The organism is Arthrobacter sp. T572 (assembly GCF_056780115.1).
On record NZ_JBRAZQ010000001.1, the window covers coordinates 109,814 to 130,566 of the forward strand.

Genomic DNA, 20,753 nt, shown 5'->3' on the forward strand with positions numbered 1-20,753 from the left:
CCGCGTCTATATAGTGAAGGTCTGATTAGGTTTAGCTGAAAGAGGTTTTACGACTCGATGATTGAAGTGCGACAGGCCAGGTACTTTCTTGCGGTTGCTGAAGAGCTGCACTTCGGCCGCGCGGCGGAGCGCTTGTCGATGTCACAACCGCCGCTGAGCCAAGCGATCCTCCAATTGGAACGACAGATAGGAACCGAACTGCTGACCCGATCCAGCCGATCAGTCGCGCTGACGGAAGCCGGCAAGCTCTTCATTGAGGAATGCCGCCGCCTGGTGCAGGCATCCCAGCGGGCAGAAGAAGTAGCAACACAAGCCAAGTCCGGTATGGCCGGCACGCTGCGCGTGGGGTCCGTGACGTCCGCGTTTCAGCGCGTTCTGCCGGAAGTCATCAGCTTATTTATGAGTGAATGGCCAGGGGTGGAGTTGGAAGTCTTCGAAATCGATAGCCACCTTGGCCGTGACAAGCTACTCAGGCGGGAGTTGGACGTTGCGATCATCCGGCAGGGCGGATCCGGCAAAGGGCTGAAGTCCATTCCGCTGCGGCGGGACCGGTTCGTTCTGGCTTTGCCACCCACCCATCCTCTGGCCTTGGAAGGCGGGCCGGTGGAATTGGCCAGTGTTCAAGATGAGAATTGGGTGTGGCTTCCCCGGGCGATTTCGCCTGACTACCACGACGAAATGGTCGCGGCCTGCCGCCAAGCAGGTTTCAGTCCGAACGCTAAGCACTTCGCAAACTCCATCCAATCACAGCTCGCGATGGTTGGTTGTGGATTGGGGGTTACTCTTGCCCCGAACTCCTCCACCAATGCCGATACCAGCGCCGGCTACATCGCACGGGAGCTATCCCAGCCCGTCGACCTGGTGGAGCTATCGATGGTCAGCCGCGCCGGCGGCACGGAAACCATCACCGAAAACTTCATCCGGTGCGCGAGGGAGGTTGTCCGAGAAGCCCGGCATCACCAAGGGTTGGCGTAGAGGCCTGCCCCTTACCGCATACGTGCCTATGGTGTCCCACTTCCTTAGAAGTGGGAAACTGCCCTGGGACACCTCCACCCATCCGAATCCGCGAAATCCCGCGAACTTACCCGACCCGTATGTAGTCCCAAAAGTCATGCAACAGTCCCTGTTACCGAGACAACTTTGGGTACGGTTCAGACTCTGATTTTCGGGGGTAAATGGGACCTTTTCACGGCACCATTTGTCGCATCGTGCAGCCTGCTAGGGGGTCGGTTGTCGGTCTTCACATGCTGCCCCACAACATCTCCGGCAGCGTAAGACGGACACACCGACAGCGATCGAACATCCCACACCTTCAATTGAGAATTCTCGAGAATGTGGGAATGAGCGCATACATAACAACAGAGGAAACACGCCGGCTAGTGAAGGTCATTGGGAGGGACGAGCTGGGAGAAGTGGTGCATCCAGGCCACAACTTTGGATCCGTGCACGCCGTCTATTGTGTAGGCGTTCGGTTCCCTTCGGACGGGTTTTGCGGTTTTTACGACCAAAACATGGTGGAGTTCGTTAGCCCAGGAAGCCAGGTTTCCGGGAGCTGAGAACTCAGTATAGACACTGAAGTGCAGGTTAGCTCCGGCCCGCGGGCGTCGTTGTCCGTGCACACGGCCAGACTGATGGGCAGAGACGAGATGGCTGGCTCCGGTTGTCGGGAGGAGGCTAAAGAAGCCTTCTCCCGATCAGCGTCTCTTACTTGGTGCTCGCCACCGTGTTTTGGACTCAGTCCTGAACCCCGATTTCTAGGCACCAGTTCCGTCGTAGTCTCCCGGACCCGACCGCGATTCAGTATCGGCCTGTTGGATAGCCCACTGATGCATGACGTCGGCGTATGCCTGCTCGCCAATGCGCATCGTCACGATACTGCTCGCTAAAATCTTCTTCAGATGCTCAAGTGTGAATTGTTCGATGATCTGCTTTCTATCGCTCTCGGGGACGTCTTCGATTGAAACCGTTGCAACGTCACCAGGTGTGTTCTGCCTGGTTTTGTAACGCAGAGCGAGTATGACGCCAGGGTTGGTCTCGTGGGCTCCGAACACCCAGCGGGAATGAACGATCGTATTCCTGGCGGCTTGCTCTGAGCGGACCCTGCAGCGGAACTGTTCAACTTTCCTGACTCCCATCGTTTCATCGGCCGGAAGGTGACTGAGGCGTTCCTTCAGATACTCGATCCTCCCGTGAGCCGAAAGAATCCGGCCAAGAACCTCGTAGAAGCCCGAAGGGACGCGATCGCCAAAAGCAGCAACCGGCATCCCGTATGCATCGACTTCCGTCTCATAATCCATCAGTGATCCTCACGAAGCAGCTACCGGCATCGGACTAGGCCACCGCGGGCTCTTACTCTTGGTTGTCTGGCTCTTTGGTTGATAGAGCATGCAGGCTTCTGCCCTGCCATTGCTTGGTCCACCAGCTTGTACCGTCTTCGTTGAGAGCGTCATATTCTGAAGCCTGTTCCGCAATTGATGGCCTCAAAGACGGAATCACAAAAGTCCCTGAAGATTCCCGGGCAGTAAAAGAAGGAGACCCCTCCGGTCTCCTTCTTTTACGTTGGATAGCGGTTAACTTGAGTGCCGCGGGCCATCAGTCAGAACCGGCGCTCAACACTGCTGTTTCGCGTTACCCCTTTGGCGGGTTGGGGTCGTTTCCGTATGAATTCTTCCCACCGATCTGTCCGTTGAGATTGCGGATTGTGTGCTCAACTCCGCGATGACGAGCCATGTCTCTCCCTATGGCCTGTTGTTCTGCTTTTGTGCCGCCCGTGTGAGCGGCACGCGAGCTCCCCTCGACCTTGGATTTCCAAACGCCGTCCTCGTTATATGTACTGATGTCACCCTTTGCCATGCTGCTTACCTTCCTAACCATCTTTGATTTGCCTACTTCAGTGCGCTTCCGTTCGCGAACGGCAGCCAGGCTAACTAGGTCCTTTGAACTGGACGCCTCTGGACTCCAGTCCATCCACGAATGAAAGTACTTCCTGTCTAGACCACTGTGGTGAGCAGCGGCACCGACTAGATCATTGGAACCTGGGAATTGTTTGTCGATTGCCCGCCGGATCCAGACAGCAGATTCGTTTGCCACGCTGACGGGTTCTTGCTTGTTCCATTTGCGCGCAGAGATCTGTTTGTAGAGGCTTCGCGCCTGATCGTCATCGATCACTCCGAGCTGCTGGAATCGAACGACGAATGCTTTGATCGAAAGTCCCCACTTCTCCTTGAGTCTTGCAAGGTTGGAGAGGGTGACTCTGCCGCCTAACGCTGCGAGATCATCGACGACCGCGTCCCCTGGTGTCAGAAACGCCGACGCGAATCGATGAGCTTCGCGTTCCATCTTCGTTGCTGCCGCGGGGTTGGCTGGCTGGGGGGAAGCATGATGAAGGACCAGATGGCCAAGCTCGTGAGCGACCGTGAATCGTTGGCGGTCACCTGGGACCGCGTGTTCATGGCTCAGAGAAGATCTACTTACGCGAAGCACGGGCACGTCGTCCACCCGCATCGACATGCCAAGATGGCGCCCGAGTTCACTGTCCATAGGTAGGACTAGACAACCGAGCCGCTCTGCTGAACGAATTGCACTATCGACGATCCCGTGTGCAGACAGCCCTGCACGGGTTCTGATCTCGCCAGCAAAGCGCTCAATGGCGTCATCGTCGTTCAAGTCCTCGTCATAGTAAAGAAGTGCGTCAGGGACGCGCTTCAGCGAGAGATCCTCTATCGCCTCAACAGCGGTAACTATGTCCGAAGACAACGTGTCGACCAATTTCTTTGGCGCATCGGCGTAGGCGCGCAGTAATGGGCGAGTGGTTGCTGGCTCAGCTCGATGCCGAAGAAGGTAAGACTCCGTCACCCCTAGGGTGTGGGCAAGTTGGCCCACATGAGCATCAGGAAGTGGTAGCGCCCCGGTCTCGATCATCGAAACCGTGCCAGACGCTATTCCAATACGCTCGGCTAATTCCACTTGCCCAAGTCCGGACGCTAAGCGCAGCCGCCGAACTCGATTTCCCACACTTTGAATATCCATTACCTGACCACTCATTACCTTGACCACACTACAAGTCGCCCCAAGCACCGGATCATGCGGCACCTGAAGCTGAGTCGTCGGATTCGATCTCGTCGAATCCGGGAAGGTCGTCATCCACTACAGGCTCGAACGATCCACCACCGATAGGGCCCCGGCCACCGAGAAGCACTGCACGGCCAAGGACAAGTTCGCCCGGATTGCCTTCGGTTACTCCGTTGACCTTGGCGAAAAAGATGTCGTCAATCTGGTTATTGCTGAGCGTGTACCCAAGTACGTAGGGCTCTTCAGCAATCAGGGTGTACTCATCAGTTTCTCCCCACGAAGAAGAACTGCTGGTGACGACCCTGTAAGAACCGTTTGCTGTCTTTTCTGCCTTCTTCAGGCGGAATAACCCGAACGAGTGGCCCAGGGTTGCCCGGAACTGCTTAGCTCCCCAAGCCCCGGAGTCGAGATCGAACCCCACGCGAGACGCGCCAGCGACAAATGCTTCCGCGATGAGATCACGGCTGAGCGAAGAACGGCTACGTCCGGATTCCCTAAATGCCGAATCCTGACCCAAGGCCGAGTCCACGTTGTGGCCGCGTTCTTCGTAAACTTCGCGGATTTCAAACGCAACCTGCTCAAGCATCTCGGTGACAGAGTCAGTAATCATAGACTGAGAATATTATCTAAAATGTCACACTGTCAAAGCGCTGCGCATGTACCCAGGAAATTCCGCTAGGAGGACACCGGCAGTCTGCCACCAGACGACTCTTGACCACCCAATCACCGGTGGAGGATAACTCAATCCAGTGATGTTCATTTGGTGGAAGTACTCTTGGTAGGGGGAGTCGCAGACGCTAAGACTCCATGGCCAGGTAGCGGTATACGGTGGCACGGCTAGCTCCGATGATCTGTCCGATGTCCGATGGCATGAGGCCCCGAGCTTTCAGTTCATGCGCCCTCTTGACCTTCTCGTGGTCTGTGGTGATCTCCCGGCATCCTGCTTTCCTTCCGTTTGCAGCTGCTGCCGCCATGCCGGCTTTAGTGCGTTCGGAAAGCTAGTCTCGTTCAAGTTGGGCGAAGGCGGAGATGATGGTGACCATTGCCTGGGCCATCGCTCCCCCGACCTCGCTTGCCGGGTGAGCGGCGATGCCAACCCTTAGGGAACGGATCTTAATTCCCTTCGCCTTGAAGTCATCTAGGAGCTCGAGCAAGTGACGAGTATTGCGGCCCAAACGGTCCAACTTCCACACCACGAATTCATCGCCCTCACCGAGTCGGTCCAGCATCCGATCCAGCTCTGGACGGGTGACCGGGGTCCCGCTGATTCCCTGGTCCTTATAGATTCGTTCTTGATGCAACGGCGCAGTGAGACTTTGCCCGACGGGCCGACCATCAAAATGCATCGAGCCTCGAGACGCGCAGATCCCTAGCCCGACAAGTACAGTCGCACCATGGATCCGGAATTCTGGGTAGCTGTTGCAGCTGTGCTCCTATCGGCCCTTGCGCTCGTCCGGGGCGAGCTGCATCAGCGACGCCGACTCTCGCAAGACGCGCAGGTTCGTGCTGTCGATAAGGTGATTGAAGCGCTGCAGCCCGTGCGGCTCCTGCTTGAACATGCAGATACCCGACTTCACTCTGCTTCTGAGATTAGTGACGTCATGCATGATTTCGAACGGGAATGCCAACGTTGGGAGCCCACACTGCCCCCGGGGACCAAGCACCTGCGCATCAGTGTCCGCCAGGCTCTTGCGAACTGCTTCGGCTCCCCGGCAGCAATTGCCGTGGATCCCGAGGCCGAAAGCCGACCCATGCGTCCCTTTGATGGATACTGGTGGGATCTGGCCCGCACCTACATCGAACATGCCCTCCACAGTCTGGGAGCATGGCAAGTTCAAGAACGACGGCAGCCCATAAGACTCGTGCATTTCGCACAATGGCGCAAGGAAGAAGATGACCTTCACTGGCGCGTCCAAAACGGATGAACCTGTACCGAACTTTCCTCGGCATCAACTGAACGTATAGGGCACCCCGGCGTACATTTTCAGCGTACGGGCTAAACGTACATGAACACTGCCCGTCCCAAATTGAGTTGTGAACCGCAGCGCTATTTGGCTTGGAACTTGTTGAGCTTAGTGGCCGATCAGGAGTGTTTCTCGTGCTGCGTCGACGACCTCGGGGGTTAGCGCGTCGACGTGGTTGAGTGTTTGGATGCGGTGTACTTGGGTTAGGAGCCGGTCGACGAGTCGGAAGTTGCCGCCCGTTATTCTGGCGATTGTCGCGACTGCTGTTGTGTATCCGAGGTTTTCATCTGGGTTTTGGGGGCCTGAAGGGATCCGTTGTGAGAGTACTGCCGTGAGCTCGTCGGTGGTAAGTGGCCGGAATTCGTGGGCGAACCCGATTCGGCTGTAGAGCTGGGGGTAACGGGCAAGCCGTTTTTCGATTCCGGGCATGCCGATGAGGATTACTCCCATGGTGTGGCGGTCGTAGTAGTCCCGTACTTGTTCCAGGCCTGTGGCTTTGAGGCGGTCGGCTTCGTCGATGATGAGGAGTTGGGTGTGTGCGCTGGATCGGGATTCGGTGTGTAGGAAGGGGTCTATGACTCCGTGTTCGGCGTAGTCCACTGCGTAGGAGATCTGTTGGCAGGCAGTGGGTAGTCCCTGGTCGATCTGCCGCACGGTCGCTGCGACTGTGGGTGTGTAGAAGGCAGTCCGCGCGTCAAGGATTCTTTGCGGGACGGGTTGGGCTTCCTCGGTGAGTGTGGCTTGCCAGGCATCCCATTCATCCACTGCTGCGTAGTGACGTGCCGAGAGTGTTTTGCCGACGCCGGCTGGTCCCCAGCAGAGACCGATGTAGCGGTGGCGACGGACCGTGTTGGCGAACTCGGTGAAGCGTCGGTGTTCTCTGGTGGCCAGGAAGGCAGGTTTATCTGCTGGCGGCGGTGGGGCTGCGCTGTTGATTTCACCGAACTTGTCGGAGAGGAACCTTCTGCCGTCGTCTTTTCCATCCAGCAGTGTCATCTTGATGGGTCTAATCGGTTTCATATACACGCAGCTTGTGTTGTGGGGTGGGTTCGGTGGCGTGTGCCGGGTCGTCGGCGATTGGAATGACCGCGTTGGTTGAAGGGGTGTAGCGGGTATCGGCTGGGAGGGCATCGGCCAGGCTTCGTCGTTCCCGTAGCTGCTGTTTGAGCTCGCGTCGTCTTTGTGTTCTGGCGTTTTGTAGTTGCTCGAGTGTTATCGACTCGCTCGCCAGCTCGGGGGCTATGGCGCGGCAAAGAAATTCGTCGTTGAAGTAGACACGGATTTCACCTGCGTCGCGCGGGTCGTATCGGACAGTGACGTTTTCGCCGACATAGGCGGCCAGTACTGGGGAAACGTAGCGAGTGGACGCGAACCGGATGCCATCGCGTTGCACCTTTCTGGCTGCAGCCACGGTCAACAGCAGCAGATCGAGGTCTTCCGGGTGCTCCGGTGTTCTCGGGATGAATCCTGATGCAGACCATCTTTCGGCCGGGGCCTGGTTCGTGGATGAGTGAGGGCGATGGTTGTATTCGGTGACGATGAACTTCTCAAGGATCTGATCGAGATGCTCCAGCGTCAGCTCAGCTGGCCGGCTTGGTCGGCCACGTGTGCCGTGCGGGATGTAACCAGGAAGGTACGGCAGCAGTTCGGTAGTGATGGTGAGCTAGAAGCGTTCTATCTTCCCGCGACCTTGGGGTACACCGGTTTTGGAATGGATCAGCTGGATGTGGGTATCGAGGCAGACGCGTTCCAAACGGGCAGAGGTGAAATCGCTGCCGTGGTCGCTGTAAAGCATGTCCGGTAGTCCCATCACTGGCCATGAGGGGTTTGTCTTTCCTCGGATGGCTTGGTGGAGTGCCAAGGCTGTTCGCTCCGCACTGGGTGCGCCGACGAAGACTGTGTAGCCAGCGGCGGCCCGGGAGTAGTCGTCAAGGATGATGGTCAGCCACGGCCGAACGGCGTGGCCTTTTGGGTCGATGATTTCGAGATCGAGGAGTGTGTGGTCGGCCTGCCATTGCTCGTTGGGCCGGGTCGCGTCGCGGCGGTAGACCAGTTCGAAGGTGTCCCGGTACGCGGCGTCTCCGTGGTGGGCGAGCATCTTCAATCCTGGATCGATGCCCGCAATCACAGCCCGGACGGTGGAGTATCCAGGGACGGGGTGGCCGCGGGCTGAGGCTATGTCGGCGATCCGGCGATGGATGAACGCAGCTGTCGGAGCGGGTCGCCGGAGCGCCAGTCCTTCGATTGCTTCAATGAGGTCTTGCGGAATGGCACGTTTGCCACGATCCGACCTGGGCCGGCGTTCCAGGCTTTCGACAGTTCCGTTGGCGCGATATTGGGACATCCAGCGGCTGAGTGTGCGGACGGGAATGCCGAAATCGGCGGCCAGCCGGGTGAGCGGGATCCCCTCATCCAAATGCCGGCGCAGCAGGATCGCGCGGTCTTCGGCTGTGAACCTTCGCCGTGACACCGCGCATGCCCCTTGCTTACCGCACCGCTCCCGGCGCGCCCGCCGAGGACTGCAGATGCCGGTAAATGGTTGGCCGGGAAACGCCGAACGTGTCGGCAATCTCTTGCACCGTGTGGCCGCCAGCGTCGTACATGGCCCGAGCCTGGGAAATCTTGGTTGCCGTCATCTTGAACTTACGGCCACCTTTACGACCGCGTGCCCGTGCGGCGGCAAGACCATCATGGGTTCGTTCCACGATCAGATCATGTTCGAACTCTGCGATCGCTGCGAGCATGTGGAAGAAGAGCCGGCCGCCGGGTGTTGTCGTATCGATCCCTTGAGACAGTGCGCGCAGACCGATGCTGCGTTCTTGAAGTTCCTCGGCGATCTGTTTCAGATTCCTGACCGAACGACCCAGCCGATCCAGCTTTGTCACAACCAAGGTGTCGCCCTCACGGACATACTCAAGCATCTGGTCAAGAGCCGGACGCCGCGCGAGCGTACCGGAGGCGTGGTCAACAAAGACCTTCTCGCACCCGGCAGCCTCCAGGACGTCCGTTTGCGCTTCCGTATGTTGATCCCGTGTGGATACCCGGGCGTATCCGATCAAAGCCATGCTCAAATGTAACGCAAACGCAGCTCCTGATACATAGATTGCGGACACGGCTTACGAGACGCGAAACGCCGTTCTTGGCGGATTGTGCTCGATCTGTCTCATGAACGGTGGTTTGTGGCTGCCACAGATAAGGAACCTTCCCAAGCGCACACCTCCACCACAATGTCGCTCCAAGCCCCTGGAACAGCTGCCTAATCATCGACGAACGGGGTGTAGTCGGCGGACCACCGCTGCTGATTGAGTGGGCTGTGTGCGGTGAAGGACCGGCTTACGGGCATCAGATCTGGTGGGCCTCAACCCTATCTTTGGCGATGAGTTGCTTTATCTGGTTGAGGTGGTCGTTTTGGTGCAGTCTCTGGCCGTGACAATTTCCTCGTGGATAATCAGGGCATGCTTATCCGAGAAGCCAAGGACCGATTAGAGCGGATGCTCGCGGAAATAGAGGCAGGCGAACGCAGCGGCGCTTTAAACCCCAGAGCGGTGGTGAAGGCCTTCCAGTCGTTCACGTCCATCCCAGTCAGCGACTGCGCTCCCATAGACGAAGACGGCGACGGCGTTCTGGCCCAGTTCGGAACTTACGCGTTGCGTGGCACACAGGAATTCAGCGCGGACCTCTCGCGTCAGTTCATTGAGGCCGGCGACGATGGTCCGACATGGCAGCTGTCGTGCACCCTTTACTGGGATCCAACACCCGATACCACGGCACTTGGTAGCGGCAGCCTGTGGTCCTTTGACACTTCACCCGAAGACTTCTTCAGGAGCGCGGTCCTCCTTCCCGGATGGAAATGGGCGCTTGGCACAAGCCAGCGACCCAACTCACTGGACATCACGCTCGACCAGGTTTGAGAAGGCAGCTGTCCGTAGAGGATGGATACCCGCGCGCTCCCCGGCTACAGTTCCGAGTCCGTAACCAACAGACTTTAGCATGTGGTGTCGAGCGCGAACCCTAGGATTCCTCTATGGACTGGGGAACAGCGAAAGACGCTTTAGGCGTGATAAAGGACATTGCGACGATCGTGTTGCCGTTGGCAGGTGTGCTGGTTGGCGCTCAGCTAGCTCGCCGCGCTGCTGACGAACAGTGGCTAAAGAAGGAACGATTGGCCGCATACCTTGAATTAATTAAGCAACTGCGGGATATGGTCCAACGCTTTGCTGTAGGGCTTCGTGTGAGCAAGTTCCGCGCTGATGCAGCTGACCATGGGCATGACTTCGAGGGAGTGACGCTGGCTTGGCAGGACTCGATGGACGAGTTGGAGGACATCGAGATTTCCGTGCGGCTGCTGGGTGGCCAGCTGGGGAAGGTGTACGAAAGGAACGCCCACGGGATCATTCTCGACATGCTTGAAGCAATCGAGGATGAGGAGATCAACGAAGACGAATGGAACGAGCTGCTAAGTCGCGCTGAGCACTTAATCACAGCCCTTGAAGAATCGGCAGCCCGAGACCTACAAGTTCCCACAGCCCGCGAGCCCTTTTTTCACAAGGTCCGAAGAACAGCTCGACTGTAGATTCACGGGTAAGACGCGCCCGAGCCTATATGCCCATTGGTTCTGGTAAATGCCATGACCGCTACCGGCCTGGATCTGCCCCCCGATGCGCGGGCTCGTCAGCATGCGGTGCGTTCCTTACCCTCCATGATTAAGGCCTTGGCGCCCGGTGGAGGATCCTCCAACGCGCATCAGATCAACACGGTCTACCTTGTCGTTTGGCAGGAGCTGGGCGGAGTCCCCGATCGCTCCCGTAGAGCGGTGGTCCTCCCGGACCTGGCCTGGCTCGAACAGGCAACCACCCTCACCAAACTACGGGCAGGACACGCACTTACCGGGTATACGCATCTTGGGCAGGTTCGTACTGAGCCTATGTTGCGTACTTGGAGATGTGAAGTGAGCGCCCCAGTGGCACAGGGAGCAGTCAGGTCGATAGTGTCGACCAGAGTAAGCAAAAGCCTGGGGCAGAATAGTTCTATGGCACACAACGATGGATCAGCGCCGACTCTGGCCGATGTGATGGAACAACACCCGCAGCTCAACAACGTTGGGATCGGCGCATTTGACGCCCAAAAAAAGACCCAAGCGCAGCGGAACACGGAGATCGCAGCGGGACGCGATGCTCTTCTGCGCAACGAACATATCGTGAAGCAGATCGTCGAGTGGCTGGAGGAGAACGTCTCATCAATCCAGACACCGACGCAGGACAGCTACAGAGTCAAGGGTCTCATCGAGCGATCGCGAGGTGAGTACATCACCAATGGTGATCTGATCGCCGCGGCACTCATAGTCGGTTATCCCTACGAGTACGACGCCCCGAACGTGCTGTTCGGGATGAGCCAGCGCGACTTGGACCGGGCCGTAAAAGCTCAGTAGCAGTTATCAACTTACGACGCGCATCTGTGAGTTCGGATCTGTGATTCGAGCTTTCGAAATTGAAATACAACCGCGCACATTCGTAAGTCGGTAGTGAAGCGATAGAACTGAAGCTTTGGCCGGACTATCGGCCAGGTCAGCTGTGGACGACTCCGCTCGATGTCGTCGTTCTCGCGCTACTTCGCGATCGGCCCGCGTCACACAAGCCGGTCGGCTAACGGGCACGTCATGAGGCGGCATCTGCCGTGACTGTTATGGTCAGACCATGAAACGCGCGTTCGCGAGAGGTGGGCTGCTTCTGTTGCTGACCCCACTGCTAGCTGGCTGCGTGGGCGACTACTTCGCGTCCGACGACTGCGACGGTCTTGCGAACGAGCTCTCTCCGGTCATCGAGAAGTCCATCGGGTCCGCGCCATCCATAAACAGCACTTGGGGCGACGGCGGGATGATGCCTTGGTGCCGAATCGAATTCTCGACGAACAAAGAGTATGCGCCCGACGATGAACGCCTCAGCGCGCTGAAATCCGAAGTCGGGGACGGAATGGCGGACTGGTCAAGCGGCGTCGTTGTGACAATACATTTGGGCACCAACCGCAGTATTGAAGTCCTTTCGCCTGACGATAAGCGCTGAAACAACGCGTCATGCGATGCAGTTAGAGCCCCCGGGAGCTCTAGCCCTATTGCTTCCCACAATAAAATGGCTTCACATCGTCTTCGCCGCGATCCTAAGGCGCAAGCGGAGGCCCCTCGGCACCCGAAAGCCCAAACGGAGGACACTTAAGTGTCCGGTAAGGGATCCCCTTGCGGGCTACACGTGCGCCAAATAGCGCTGTGAGAAGACCGCCATTTACCGCTGAAAGTCACAAAATTGAGTCGCTTCCACGGCCGTGAGTGTACGGTGAGGGACCGGCTTACGGGCAATTACCCGCAGATGCCCGAACGCCTGGAGCTCGGTAAGATCCGCGGGCGGATGCCCAGATGAAGAACCTCGGGCGTTTGGCATGTACCGGCGTGCCTGTCGCCTTACCTGCAAACCGCCATCCGCACATGTCATATGACAGCGTCTTACAATTACGTAGCAGGTTTTGTAACGAAATAAACAAGATGGGAAAGTGCGGCCCCGGCAACAGTCAGCAACATATAGCCTCAAGTAGGGACATCCTTTGGTCCCCGTTAAACCGGTCAGCGACAAAAGCAAGTCGCCTGACGATTTTTTGTAAATTGGGGGATTCAATGAAAAAGGGCTTAAAGAAACGTGCCGTCTGGGCAATCTTTGCCGCAATGGTACTCTCGCTACTCGCACCCGCAGCGGCAAATGCCTATTCCTATCGCTATTACAGCGGCTACTCCGTCCAAGGAGAGGTCCGGTACTCCGCTGGGAGTGGGCCCACTAGCGGAGGGGCCGCTCTCCTGTTCACATCAAGTGTGTACCCTGTGTCAATCGCGATGAACATTGGCACTTACGGCAGCGTCTCCGGATACAAATACGGAGGTTCGAGTGGTGCCGGGAAGCAATGGATCTATCTCAATCACGTTCCTGTCGATGGCACTCATAGCCGGTGCTGGTGGAGTTCCAACTACGCCGTCGCGGGAGCACCCGAGATGTGGTGCGACCACTACGTTCCGTAGACCTGACCGAACCAACGACCACAGGATTGGAGAATCCATTGAAAAAGACTCCAAAAACCATCGCTCTACTAACGCTCTCCACGGGACTCCTGGTACCAGCAGTTGCAATTGCGGCATCACCAGCCTTTGCTGAATCCGGCGGGTCAGTACAGGCTAGCCACCTAATCCCTGAGATATCACGGGCTCAAACAGCCGATGATAGGTCCCTACTGGCGACTAACCTTCGGAACCTGGGCGGCAAAATCGACAAAGATTCCATCAGAAAGATTGACTCCGACTCGGCTGGCACTTTCTACACATCCACAGGGTCGGCGGGCAAACAAATATGCCTCATCATCAAACTAGACGGCCCAGATGAAGTAGTAGGAGCCAGCTGCGCTGAACCCGCAGATTTCGCCAAAACAAGGGCTGTCCCTGAAAGTTGACCAAGCCGCCGCGGTAACCAACGATGCTGGAGCATACCTCCTTCCAGCAAACGTGGACATCAGCAGCCTTCAGAGGGATGCCAAGGCCGGCCAATCTAAGCTGGTTATTGATCGTAAGGAATCCAAGTTGCCAGAGAAGGCCGACTTGAAGCGCACCGACGCCCCTGCCCCCTTCACTTTCGTGAAGAATCTGAGCGCCGCGGGCTAAGCGTGGGTGCAAATCTGAAAGCCGCTTGCGCGGTCATTCTTCCAGTCATCGCGACATCAGTTATCGGATACTTGGGCATCCATGCATCAGCCATAGTGGCTGGTCTGCAAATCGACCCATTAGGTGCGCCAGTATCTGTAATCACGCCTCGCTCCCCCTGGGAGTTGACCGCAGCTATGGTCGCCGTCAGCTTCGCTCTTGCATTTGCAGAGTTCGTACTTCTAGAGCGATTTAGCCCCAAAAGACGATTGGTGACCCTAGGGGCTCTGCTTATTGTCCTTCTTGCGAGCGTAGTGGCTGGCCTAAGCAGTGGCGTCCTGTTGGAAGATAGCGACTTCCCGCTACTCGTGCGTGCCTACCTCACCGGCTCGGCATCGACTTTCGCCTACCTCTTGGTCGGCTTCGTGGCCGCTGCCATCCTCTTCCTCCTCCGCGAGGATGCGGTCTCCCGGCCACGAGTGCGCGAGCAAGCTCTATAACGGTAAGCAGGTTGCTCAAAGGGTATGAGCCTCTAGCACGAAGGGTGCGGGCCTTACGGGACCGCACCCTTCGTCTTGTTAGCAGGTCTTCTACTGAGACACCTTAGTCCGACTCTTCGGCGACGTTCTGTCCATAGACGCGGCCTAGTCGCCTCATGCTGGCAGCTGTGGGGTCACGCACGGTGGAGGATCCCCTACCGGACAAAGGTCACCTGTAGCTGGTCATGCGTGTCCCCTCTCCCCTAGCACAAACCTAGGCAGGAGTGACAGAACCCGTGAGATGCGGTTGGGGCTCTCTTCCACGGGTGACTCACGTTTAGGTCGCACTTTTGCCCGGCGTGTCGGAAGTCGTTCCGGTAGCGGGTCCTCGCCGCGACGGAAACGACCGTTTCTGAGAAAGGCTCTTGCAGCGCCCCTAAGTGGTTGGCGACATCAGGACGAAGCTGCTCTGGTGGGCTGGTTATCTTTCTGCCAAGGCCAGCGCCCGGTGATTTCCAGTTCAAGGGAGAAGCTGAGAAATGTCCTGATGACCACGATGACGGCCAGTACTCCCACGCTGGTGAAGGTAGGGGTAACAGCAACGGTGCGAATAATGTCAGCGGCAACAAGAAGTTCCAGGCCCAGCAGGATGGAGCGGCCAAGCAGTTGACGGTACTGCCGGTAAACCGATGATCGTTCGGCCCCTCCACCGCTTCGTGGGAAGCTCTTGCCCATGACCGCTAAGGGTATGGAGACCACTGCTCCGATGACCATGATGGCCACGCCTGCGAAGTCCATGTACTGCCCGGCCGTCTCAATGAGTTGCTTAAAATCCACTGGTCCTCGATCCCTTGACCACCGCTTAGTGCTCGACAGTCTAACTGCGCGGTAAGAAGCAGCGTGATAGACCAGCGCGGCCGTGTTGCTTGCCGGTGACAGGCCCCTACGGTGTGCCAGTTGCGGTGACCGGTTTGTATACGTGCGGGAGCAGAAGCGATACTGAGGCGGTCGTGTAGCAGAGCGCGGGCAGTGCCTGGGGTTCCCGACGCTGCGGCTACCAGTAGCCAAGCGGCTGGCCCTGCAATTCCGAGGCCTCGTTCTGGATCCGTTGCCGCTTCCTGGATACCCTCGCCGTAGTCCATATGTACGAGCACCGATTCGGTCCGCCCCAGCAGCCCACAAGCTTCCGCGCCTAGGACGGCGCGTGGATCGGGCAGTAAGCCTGCGCCTAGTAATTTTGTCTCGGGCTCAAACCGTGCATTTCGTGCATTTCGTTATGGCCCTCCGTGGCAGCGCCGCAAGGACTCCCGCCCGAAAACCTGAGATACCTGACCGCGTTCCTTTCAAGGAATCACTCCGGTAAATTACGAGATTCCGGATCGGCCACGGTCGGCACGCCTTGGGTCGGGCAACGTCCCAATTCGGAGGCGGTGGCGTTCCCTCGACCTCGTTGGTCTCGAACTGGCTCAACAGGTCGCTCGTCGCTTTGGACATCATGTAACGCCGGCACAAAAGCCCATTGTTACGTATTCGCTACTGTCTGTCCCAGCGAGGGCATCTTTTCCTTTGGCCTGCGTCTTAGTGTTTGGTGTCTTTTGCTGCGGACTCATTCCTGGATCCTGAGTCGCTGTCGCCGAACTTTCCGTCCCGGTTCTGGATCCGGGTCTCACCGTGACCCCGTCCCGTGTTTTCGACGATTTCCTTGGCCCTTACCTCGGCTTCCTTCTTCGTCGGTTTGTGGGCAGAGGCCCGTTGGGCGTCTTCCTTCTTTACGTCCCACCCACCGCGGTCCTCGTTCGGAACCACATAGCGGTCGTTGTCATTGCCCCTAACCATCATCGGCCTCCCTCTCGCGACTTTTGCTCTTAGCGGTAGCTTCTATTGTCCTGATCTGTTCCCGAGAAGAAGCCGATCAAACAGGCCACTGTTGTCCGTTCACGTAGGGGGCTGAGAGATTTAACCGGGGTTTTCCTTCCTGACTACCGAGCACCAATCAGCGTAACTTCAGCTATGGGGCCGGACTAAGTGCCTGACAAGAACGACCTGGTCATCGTTACGGGCGTACCTCAGGGAAAGCGCATGACCGTCGATCCAGGACATGCTGAGAGCCTCGCCGATGCCGGTCCAGTCGTGGCCCTTATGGCCAGGCGGATAGCTGAGGCTAGTTCACGGCGTGCTTGGTCACCCCGGGCGGCCTTGTCTCTTACCAGTGCCAACGGGTCCTCCAAGTGGAAGCCAAGGCCAAACACTTCGTCATCGCCGCGGTCCTCGAATGCGTCTGCCAGGTATCTGTAACTGGTGACGAGCTCCGAGGCTTGCTCGGGATTTAGCCCCTCGAAGTCATTGCTGTTGTCCGGGCCGGTGTAGGGGTGATCTCTCATGGAATGAAATGCGGAATCTCGAGTATTACATGCTTACAGGGTTACAAGCTTACGGAGGAGCGGAATTCCTCTTCGGTTGATCCCGTGAGTTCGTCGTGCTGAGCAAGGAGAGAGTCCACGGCTACCCGAATGAGGGTGTTGTCGGTGATCCTCCCCCACGCCGGGTCTCCGTGCGCGCCCGCGGAAAGCGACACCAGAACTACCGAAGGCCCCGCGCGACCGCGCTACCTCGATAAGCAGGCCAAAGGCCGGACAGGCTTCTGGTTACCGCTGTCCGGCCTTGCCGGCAGGTAGAGCAGCTACAGCAATTTGGGGGTTATTGCCGTCTGCCGTGACCCGCTGCATTCAAGTGAACCCGTCCGGACGGGTTGATGACACGAGTAGTCGGTACTCGACTTTCGCTCGTTGCTCTCCCCCGCTACTTGGTTTGGGCGTGCGATCCTCCAGGAAGCCCACCCCGTCCCCTTCGCGCGGGTAGGTAACTTTTTCCTTCAAGTCATACTTCCGGGGAGCGACCCGATTGCCGACCATCGGCACCCTGCCGGTCTAGTTACTAGTTACCGCTCGGCGGAGCCTCCAAACTTCGGACTAATCCTGAGGCAACCTTTATTGCGGCGAGAAGCGGACCTTCCAACTGTCAGCTCAGGACGTCATCACGGTCCACGTACAAGATCAGGGCACCTGCATACCGTCTATATCCGGTCCATAGCCTTGACCCATCCGTTAGGGAACGGTGTGCCTTAGCGTTCGCCGTGAACCGCTATTGGTGTACGTAGCATTGAGGCTGAACGAGTATTGGGGGTAGCAATGAATTTGAGTCCGGCCTTCGGAACCATCGGAATTCTGTATGTCATCTTCGTAATTGTGGTGGCCGTCCCGGCGGTATATGCGTTGGTTTTGTCCATCATCTTCCTACGGCTGCGGATCGCTGAATTGAGGAGAACTGCACGGTCGGGGGAAAGGTGACCGCCGCCAGAGTCTGAGCGCCCGTTCAGGGATCCCTCAGCGTGCAGCTCGTCAAAATCACTCGCTACACCCTTTCGACCAGTCCTTGCGGGGTTTTCCATCCCGTGTCTGTTGAGGGTTCTGCTGCTCGGCTGTCTATTCCGACTGAATGAGGGAATACTTCATAGGACCGTTGCATGTGCACGGTTCATTGTCCTTCAGGGGCCTCCAGCCAACGGGGTGTTTGCCAGGGCCCTGGGAGGAATGAGGCCGTTGTGGCTGATGTAGTGCGTCCGTTGCCCTCGAGCGTTATCGTTGACCAGTTGCAGGACCTTGTCCTGAAGACGGCGGACGTGAAGGAGATGCTCGATCACCTGGCGGAATTTACCGCCGTGACTCTCGCTGACCCGACCGCTGCTTTCTGCAGTATCACCTTGATTCAACGGAAAAAGCCGGTCACCGTTGCCAGCAGTGAAGACAGCGCGGTCCGGCTTGACGAAACGCAGTACAGAGCCGGGCATGGTCCATGTCTGGCTGCGATCCGTGAGGAGGCACCGGTCCATATCCCGGATGTGGATGGTGAGCGCCGCTGGCCCGACTACACAGCAGCGGCACTGGCGACGGGAGTACGCTCGAGTCTCTCCGTACCGCTCCTTCTGGAAGGGGAAGCAGAAGCGGGCCTGAACATGTACTCCACCCGCTCCCATGGTTTCACCGCCGAGGACATTGAAAAGGTTGAAGCCTACGCCTATCACGCATCGAAGGCCCTTCGCCTGGCGGTAAGGATCAGCCAATTGGCCGAAACGAAATCCCATCTCACCGCGGCCTTGGAATCACGGACCACCATCGATCTCGCGACCGGAGCGATCATGGCCCAAAACCGCTGCAGCCAGGAAACAGCGGTCAAGATCCTCAAAATCGCCTCCAGCACCCGCAACGTGAAACTTCGGGACATTGCAGCATCCATCGTCGCCTCAGTAGGAAACGATCCCCAAGTGCGAACACACTTCGAGCCGTGATCTTCAAGCGGATCCTGCGCAGCCTCAACCTCGGACCGAGGAACAGCTGCCACGGCGATAAAGGTGTTTCGGGTGCTGAAATCTGGGCACGGTTCAGTAAGACCCGACCTGATTAGGCCCGGCACTTAGCGGGCTTGTTCACGTCGGCATGCTGGAGAGCGGAGAGACACATGACGGCGCTAAACGTGGCGAGGTTCCAAGGCAGCCTCAACGTCGCCAGCGGGCTGTGGCCGCTGGTTCACATGCCCAGTTTCGAGGCTGTCAGTGGCTCGAAGACGGATAAATGGCTTGTCCGAACTGTTTCTGGCCTTTTGGTGACCATTGGGGCGGAACAGCTCCGGGCAGTATCCGGTGCAGGAGGACGCGCCGCGGCGAAACAGCTGGGCATTGGGACAGCTGCCACCTTGGCTCTGATAGATCTGGTGTACGTGGTCAAAGGCCGGATCAGCAAGATCTACTTGGTGGACGCAGCCGTTGAGCTGGCGATTATCAGGGCTTGGCTGCGGACGCGGTAGCCAGGGATCGGGGGTGGAGAGGTGCCGTCCCTATCTTGTTATGACCCTGCTGGTCGTGGGCTACCGCCCCGGCGGCCCTTGCGGCGTTGATCAAGTTTGTCCGTTCTGTTCGGGTCCGGCCCTTGGGTTTGACGGCCTCCGGATGCGGGTCCCCCGCTGTGATCTCCTGTTCGTTCCGGTCGGTTGTCCCGTGGGTAGGCTTGAGCGATGGAACGGGTGCTTTGGGAATGCGCGGCAGGTAGACAGGGTCGCCGGTTTGGGAGGAAGCCGCTATGAGGAACGGGCGCCGTGTTTCGGCTGAGGATGTCCGGGTCTCGCTGTGGTTTTGGCCTGTGGTCTCAGCGGCTGCTTTTCTGTTTCTGACCCTGATCCTGCTGTTGGTTCGTCCGGGGGCCGGGATGGGGTGGGCTGAGGTTATTTGGCCGGCCGGGACTGATGCTGCCAGCGCGCTTCTCCAGACCGTGGCAACGGCGATCATGTCCGCGGCGACTGTAACGGTGTCGTTGACTGTGGTGGCCCTGCAGTTGGCCTCGCAACAGTTTTCTCCGCGGCTCTTGCGGCAGTTCGCGCGTGATCGGTTCACGCAAACAGCCCTTGCGCTGTTTATTTCCACTTTCGTTGTCGCCCTTGTGGGTCTGCAAGGCTTGGACCCGGACCAGCCGGTCCCTGTCCTGGTCGTACTGCTTGCCCTGCTGATGGGCTTGGCTTCCGCGGCAGGGTTGGTGGCGTTCGTGGGCCATATCGTCAAAGCCCTCCGGGTCGACACGATGATGGTGTCTGTACATGAAGAAGCGGCAGGGAGCATCAAAGAGTTCTACCCTCCGTACGGGGACAGGTCGAAGGACCCGCAGGAGGGCTTGCCTGGCCCGGCGGGAGGGACGCTGATTTACTCCTCACGCAGCGGTTTCGTCCGCACGATCGATCCTGTGCCCCTGGTCACCGCTGCGGCTGAACGTGGTCTTTTCATCCGGTTGGGTATCAGGCCCGGTGACCATGTGGTCGCCGGCTCCCCGCTCGGGAGCATGTGGGCCACGGAGGGGACACCACCGGCAGCCGGGTTGGAAGGGACGATCCAAGAATCCATAGAGATGGGCTTCGAACGCACGAATGAGCAGGACGCGGCCATGGGGTTGCGGCAGCTGACGGACATCGCCGTCAAAGCGATCTCCCCCGCCATCAATGACCCTGTCACGGCAGCGCACGCTATCGGTTACTGCGCCGATCTCCTCACTCAACTCCAAAACAGGCATCTGGGCCCTCAACAACACAATGATTCCAGCGGGCAACCACGGCTGGTCCTGCCGGACCGGGACCACCGCTATTACCTGGACCTGGTATGCGCCCCGATCAGGCGCTACGGCCAGGCCGAGCCGCTGGTCCTGGCGGCACTGCTGCGCATGCTTCGAGACTGTGCTGCCGCAGCCCGGGACGACACCCAACGGCACGAGGTTTCCCGGCAGACCCGTCTGATACTCGAGAACGTCTCAGAGGACCTCCTTGAATACGATCGCGAGGCAACCATCGAGCTGGCTGAGAGGGTGGAGGCGGCCCTGAGAGGCAACACAGACGATGCCTACCGCGACCGGGCCGGAGAAACCAGATCAGTCTGAGCTCTCCGTCACGCTGACAGCCCCTGCGCAGGCCGGTGGCAAAGCCGACCGTCACCGGGCAAGCAGCCCGGGACTTCCGCGCCGGTCCCCGATGTTGTTC

22 protein-coding genes are annotated in these 20,753 nt (G+C 58.3%); 10 read left to right on the forward strand and 12 right to left on the reverse strand.

From position 1 onward, the window contains the following. The first annotated feature begins 57 nt into the window (after window positions 1-57). Window positions 58-975 carry a LysR family transcriptional regulator gene (locus ACUYMZ_RS00525; RefSeq protein WP_481601717.1) on the forward strand — a complete coding sequence of 306 codons (918 nt, stop codon included), beginning with the start codon at window positions 58-60 and terminating at the stop codon, window positions 973-975. Between the two features lie 779 nt (window positions 976-1,754). On the opposite strand, the gene ACUYMZ_RS00530 is transcribed toward ACUYMZ_RS00525, so the two are convergent. The 5 genes from ACUYMZ_RS00530 to ACUYMZ_RS00550 all read right to left on the reverse strand — a co-directional run bounded on the left by ACUYMZ_RS00530 (window position 1,755) and on the right by ACUYMZ_RS00550 (window position 5,417). Beyond that, complete coding sequence (locus ACUYMZ_RS00530) at window positions 1,755-2,297, reverse strand: hypothetical protein (protein ID WP_481601718.1); 543 nt, start codon at window positions 2,295-2,297, stop codon at window positions 1,755-1,757. A 331-nt stretch (window positions 2,298-2,628) separates the two neighbouring features. Further along, window positions 2,629-4,143 carry an ImmA/IrrE family metallo-endopeptidase gene (locus tag ACUYMZ_RS00535; protein ID WP_481601719.1) on the reverse strand — a complete coding sequence of 505 codons (1,515 nt, stop codon included), beginning with the start codon at window positions 4,141-4,143 and terminating at the stop codon, window positions 2,629-2,631. Further along, window positions 4,082-4,681: a hypothetical protein gene (locus ACUYMZ_RS00540; protein WP_481601720.1), complete on the reverse strand. Its 600-nt coding sequence runs from the start codon at window positions 4,679-4,681 to the stop codon at window positions 4,082-4,084. The genes ACUYMZ_RS00535 and ACUYMZ_RS00540 overlap by 62 nt, the downstream gene beginning before the upstream one ends. A gap of 187 nt (window positions 4,682-4,868) precedes the next feature. Beyond that, the gene (locus tag ACUYMZ_RS00545; protein WP_481601721.1) at window positions 4,869-5,045 is read right to left on the reverse strand and encodes a hypothetical protein; all 177 of its coding nucleotides are present in this window, start codon (window positions 5,043-5,045) and stop codon (window positions 4,869-4,871) included. A 24-nt stretch (window positions 5,046-5,069) separates the two neighbouring features. Next, window positions 5,070-5,417 (reverse strand): recombinase family protein, encoded by a 348-nt coding sequence (locus tag ACUYMZ_RS00550; RefSeq protein ID WP_481601722.1) that lies wholly within the window; start codon window positions 5,415-5,417, stop codon window positions 5,070-5,072. A gap of 48 nt (window positions 5,418-5,465) precedes the next feature. On the opposite strand from ACUYMZ_RS00550, the gene ACUYMZ_RS00555 reads away from it, so the two are divergent. Then, window positions 5,466-5,996: a hypothetical protein gene (locus ACUYMZ_RS00555; protein ID WP_481601723.1), complete on the forward strand. Its 531-nt coding sequence runs from the start codon at window positions 5,466-5,468 to the stop codon at window positions 5,994-5,996. 147 nt (window positions 5,997-6,143) lie between these two features. On the opposite strand, the gene ACUYMZ_RS00560 is transcribed toward ACUYMZ_RS00555, so the two are convergent. From ACUYMZ_RS00560 to ACUYMZ_RS00575, 4 genes are all read right to left on the reverse strand, one after another. After that, window positions 6,144-7,055: an AAA family ATPase gene (locus tag ACUYMZ_RS00560; RefSeq protein ID WP_481601724.1), complete on the reverse strand. Its 912-nt coding sequence runs from the start codon at window positions 7,053-7,055 to the stop codon at window positions 6,144-6,146. Beyond that, on the reverse strand, window positions 7,042-7,446 hold the full coding sequence (locus tag ACUYMZ_RS00565; protein ID WP_481601725.1) for a Mu transposase C-terminal domain-containing protein: 405 nt from the start codon (window positions 7,444-7,446) through the stop codon (window positions 7,042-7,044). Before ACUYMZ_RS00565 ends, ACUYMZ_RS00560 begins: the two co-directional genes overlap by 14 nt. A gap of 252 nt (window positions 7,447-7,698) precedes the next feature. Beyond that, window positions 7,699-8,505, reverse strand: a complete 807-nt coding sequence (locus ACUYMZ_RS00570; RefSeq protein ID WP_481601726.1) for a DDE-type integrase/transposase/recombinase — start codon at window positions 8,503-8,505, stop codon at window positions 7,699-7,701. 16 nt (window positions 8,506-8,521) lie between these two features. Continuing rightward, a complete protein-coding gene (locus ACUYMZ_RS00575) occupies window positions 8,522-9,100 on the reverse strand; it encodes a recombinase family protein (protein ID WP_481601727.1) in 579 nt (192 codons plus the stop codon). Window positions 9,101-9,475: 375 nt separating this feature from the next. Between ACUYMZ_RS00575 and ACUYMZ_RS00580 the strand changes: the two genes are divergently transcribed. The 5 genes from ACUYMZ_RS00580 (at window position 9,476) to ACUYMZ_RS00600 (ending at window position 14,204) form a co-directional block, all read left to right on the forward strand. Next, on the forward strand, window positions 9,476-9,946 hold the full coding sequence (locus ACUYMZ_RS00580; protein ID WP_481601728.1) for a hypothetical protein: 471 nt from the start codon (window positions 9,476-9,478) through the stop codon (window positions 9,944-9,946). A gap of 113 nt (window positions 9,947-10,059) precedes the next feature. Then, window positions 10,060-10,608 (forward strand): hypothetical protein, encoded by a 549-nt coding sequence (locus ACUYMZ_RS00585; RefSeq protein WP_481601729.1) that lies wholly within the window; start codon window positions 10,060-10,062, stop codon window positions 10,606-10,608. A 456-nt stretch (window positions 10,609-11,064) separates the two neighbouring features. Further along, the gene (locus tag ACUYMZ_RS00590; RefSeq protein WP_481601730.1) at window positions 11,065-11,463 is read left to right on the forward strand and encodes a hypothetical protein; all 399 of its coding nucleotides are present in this window, start codon (window positions 11,065-11,067) and stop codon (window positions 11,461-11,463) included. A 265-nt stretch (window positions 11,464-11,728) separates the two neighbouring features. Continuing rightward, entirely contained in the window at window positions 11,729-12,094 is a 366-nt protein-coding gene (locus ACUYMZ_RS00595) for a hypothetical protein (RefSeq protein WP_481601731.1), read from the forward strand. Between the two features lie 1,951 nt (window positions 12,095-14,045). Continuing rightward, entirely contained in the window at window positions 14,046-14,204 is a 159-nt protein-coding gene (locus ACUYMZ_RS00600; protein WP_481601732.1) for a hypothetical protein, read from the forward strand. A gap of 432 nt (window positions 14,205-14,636) precedes the next feature. On the opposite strand, the gene ACUYMZ_RS00605 is transcribed toward ACUYMZ_RS00600, so the two are convergent. The 3 genes from ACUYMZ_RS00605 to ACUYMZ_RS00615 form a co-directional block, all read right to left on the reverse strand. Beyond that, entirely contained in the window at window positions 14,637-15,020 is a 384-nt protein-coding gene (locus ACUYMZ_RS00605; protein ID WP_481601733.1) for a DUF1622 domain-containing protein, read from the reverse strand. A gap of 741 nt (window positions 15,021-15,761) precedes the next feature. Then, window positions 15,762-16,022 (reverse strand): DUF2188 domain-containing protein, encoded by a 261-nt coding sequence (locus tag ACUYMZ_RS00610; RefSeq protein ID WP_481601734.1) that lies wholly within the window; start codon window positions 16,020-16,022, stop codon window positions 15,762-15,764. Window positions 16,023-16,249: 227 nt separating this feature from the next. After that, entirely contained in the window at window positions 16,250-16,564 is a 315-nt protein-coding gene (locus tag ACUYMZ_RS00615) for a hypothetical protein (RefSeq protein WP_481601735.1), read from the reverse strand. A 1,220-nt stretch (window positions 16,565-17,784) separates the two neighbouring features. Here ACUYMZ_RS00615 and ACUYMZ_RS00620 point away from each other — a divergent pair. From ACUYMZ_RS00620 to ACUYMZ_RS00630, 3 genes are all read left to right on the forward strand, one after another. Beyond that, window positions 17,785-18,528: a GAF and ANTAR domain-containing protein gene (locus tag ACUYMZ_RS00620; protein WP_481601736.1), complete on the forward strand. Its 744-nt coding sequence runs from the start codon at window positions 17,785-17,787 to the stop codon at window positions 18,526-18,528. Window positions 18,529-18,698: 170 nt separating this feature from the next. Continuing rightward, window positions 18,699-19,043 carry a hypothetical protein gene (locus ACUYMZ_RS00625; RefSeq protein ID WP_481601737.1) on the forward strand — a complete coding sequence of 115 codons (345 nt, stop codon included), beginning with the start codon at window positions 18,699-18,701 and terminating at the stop codon, window positions 19,041-19,043. Window positions 19,044-19,315: 272 nt separating this feature from the next. Continuing rightward, window positions 19,316-20,653 (forward strand): DUF2254 domain-containing protein, encoded by a 1,338-nt coding sequence (locus ACUYMZ_RS00630; RefSeq protein WP_481601738.1) that lies wholly within the window; start codon window positions 19,316-19,318, stop codon window positions 20,651-20,653. Window positions 20,654-20,753 lie beyond the last annotated feature (100 nt).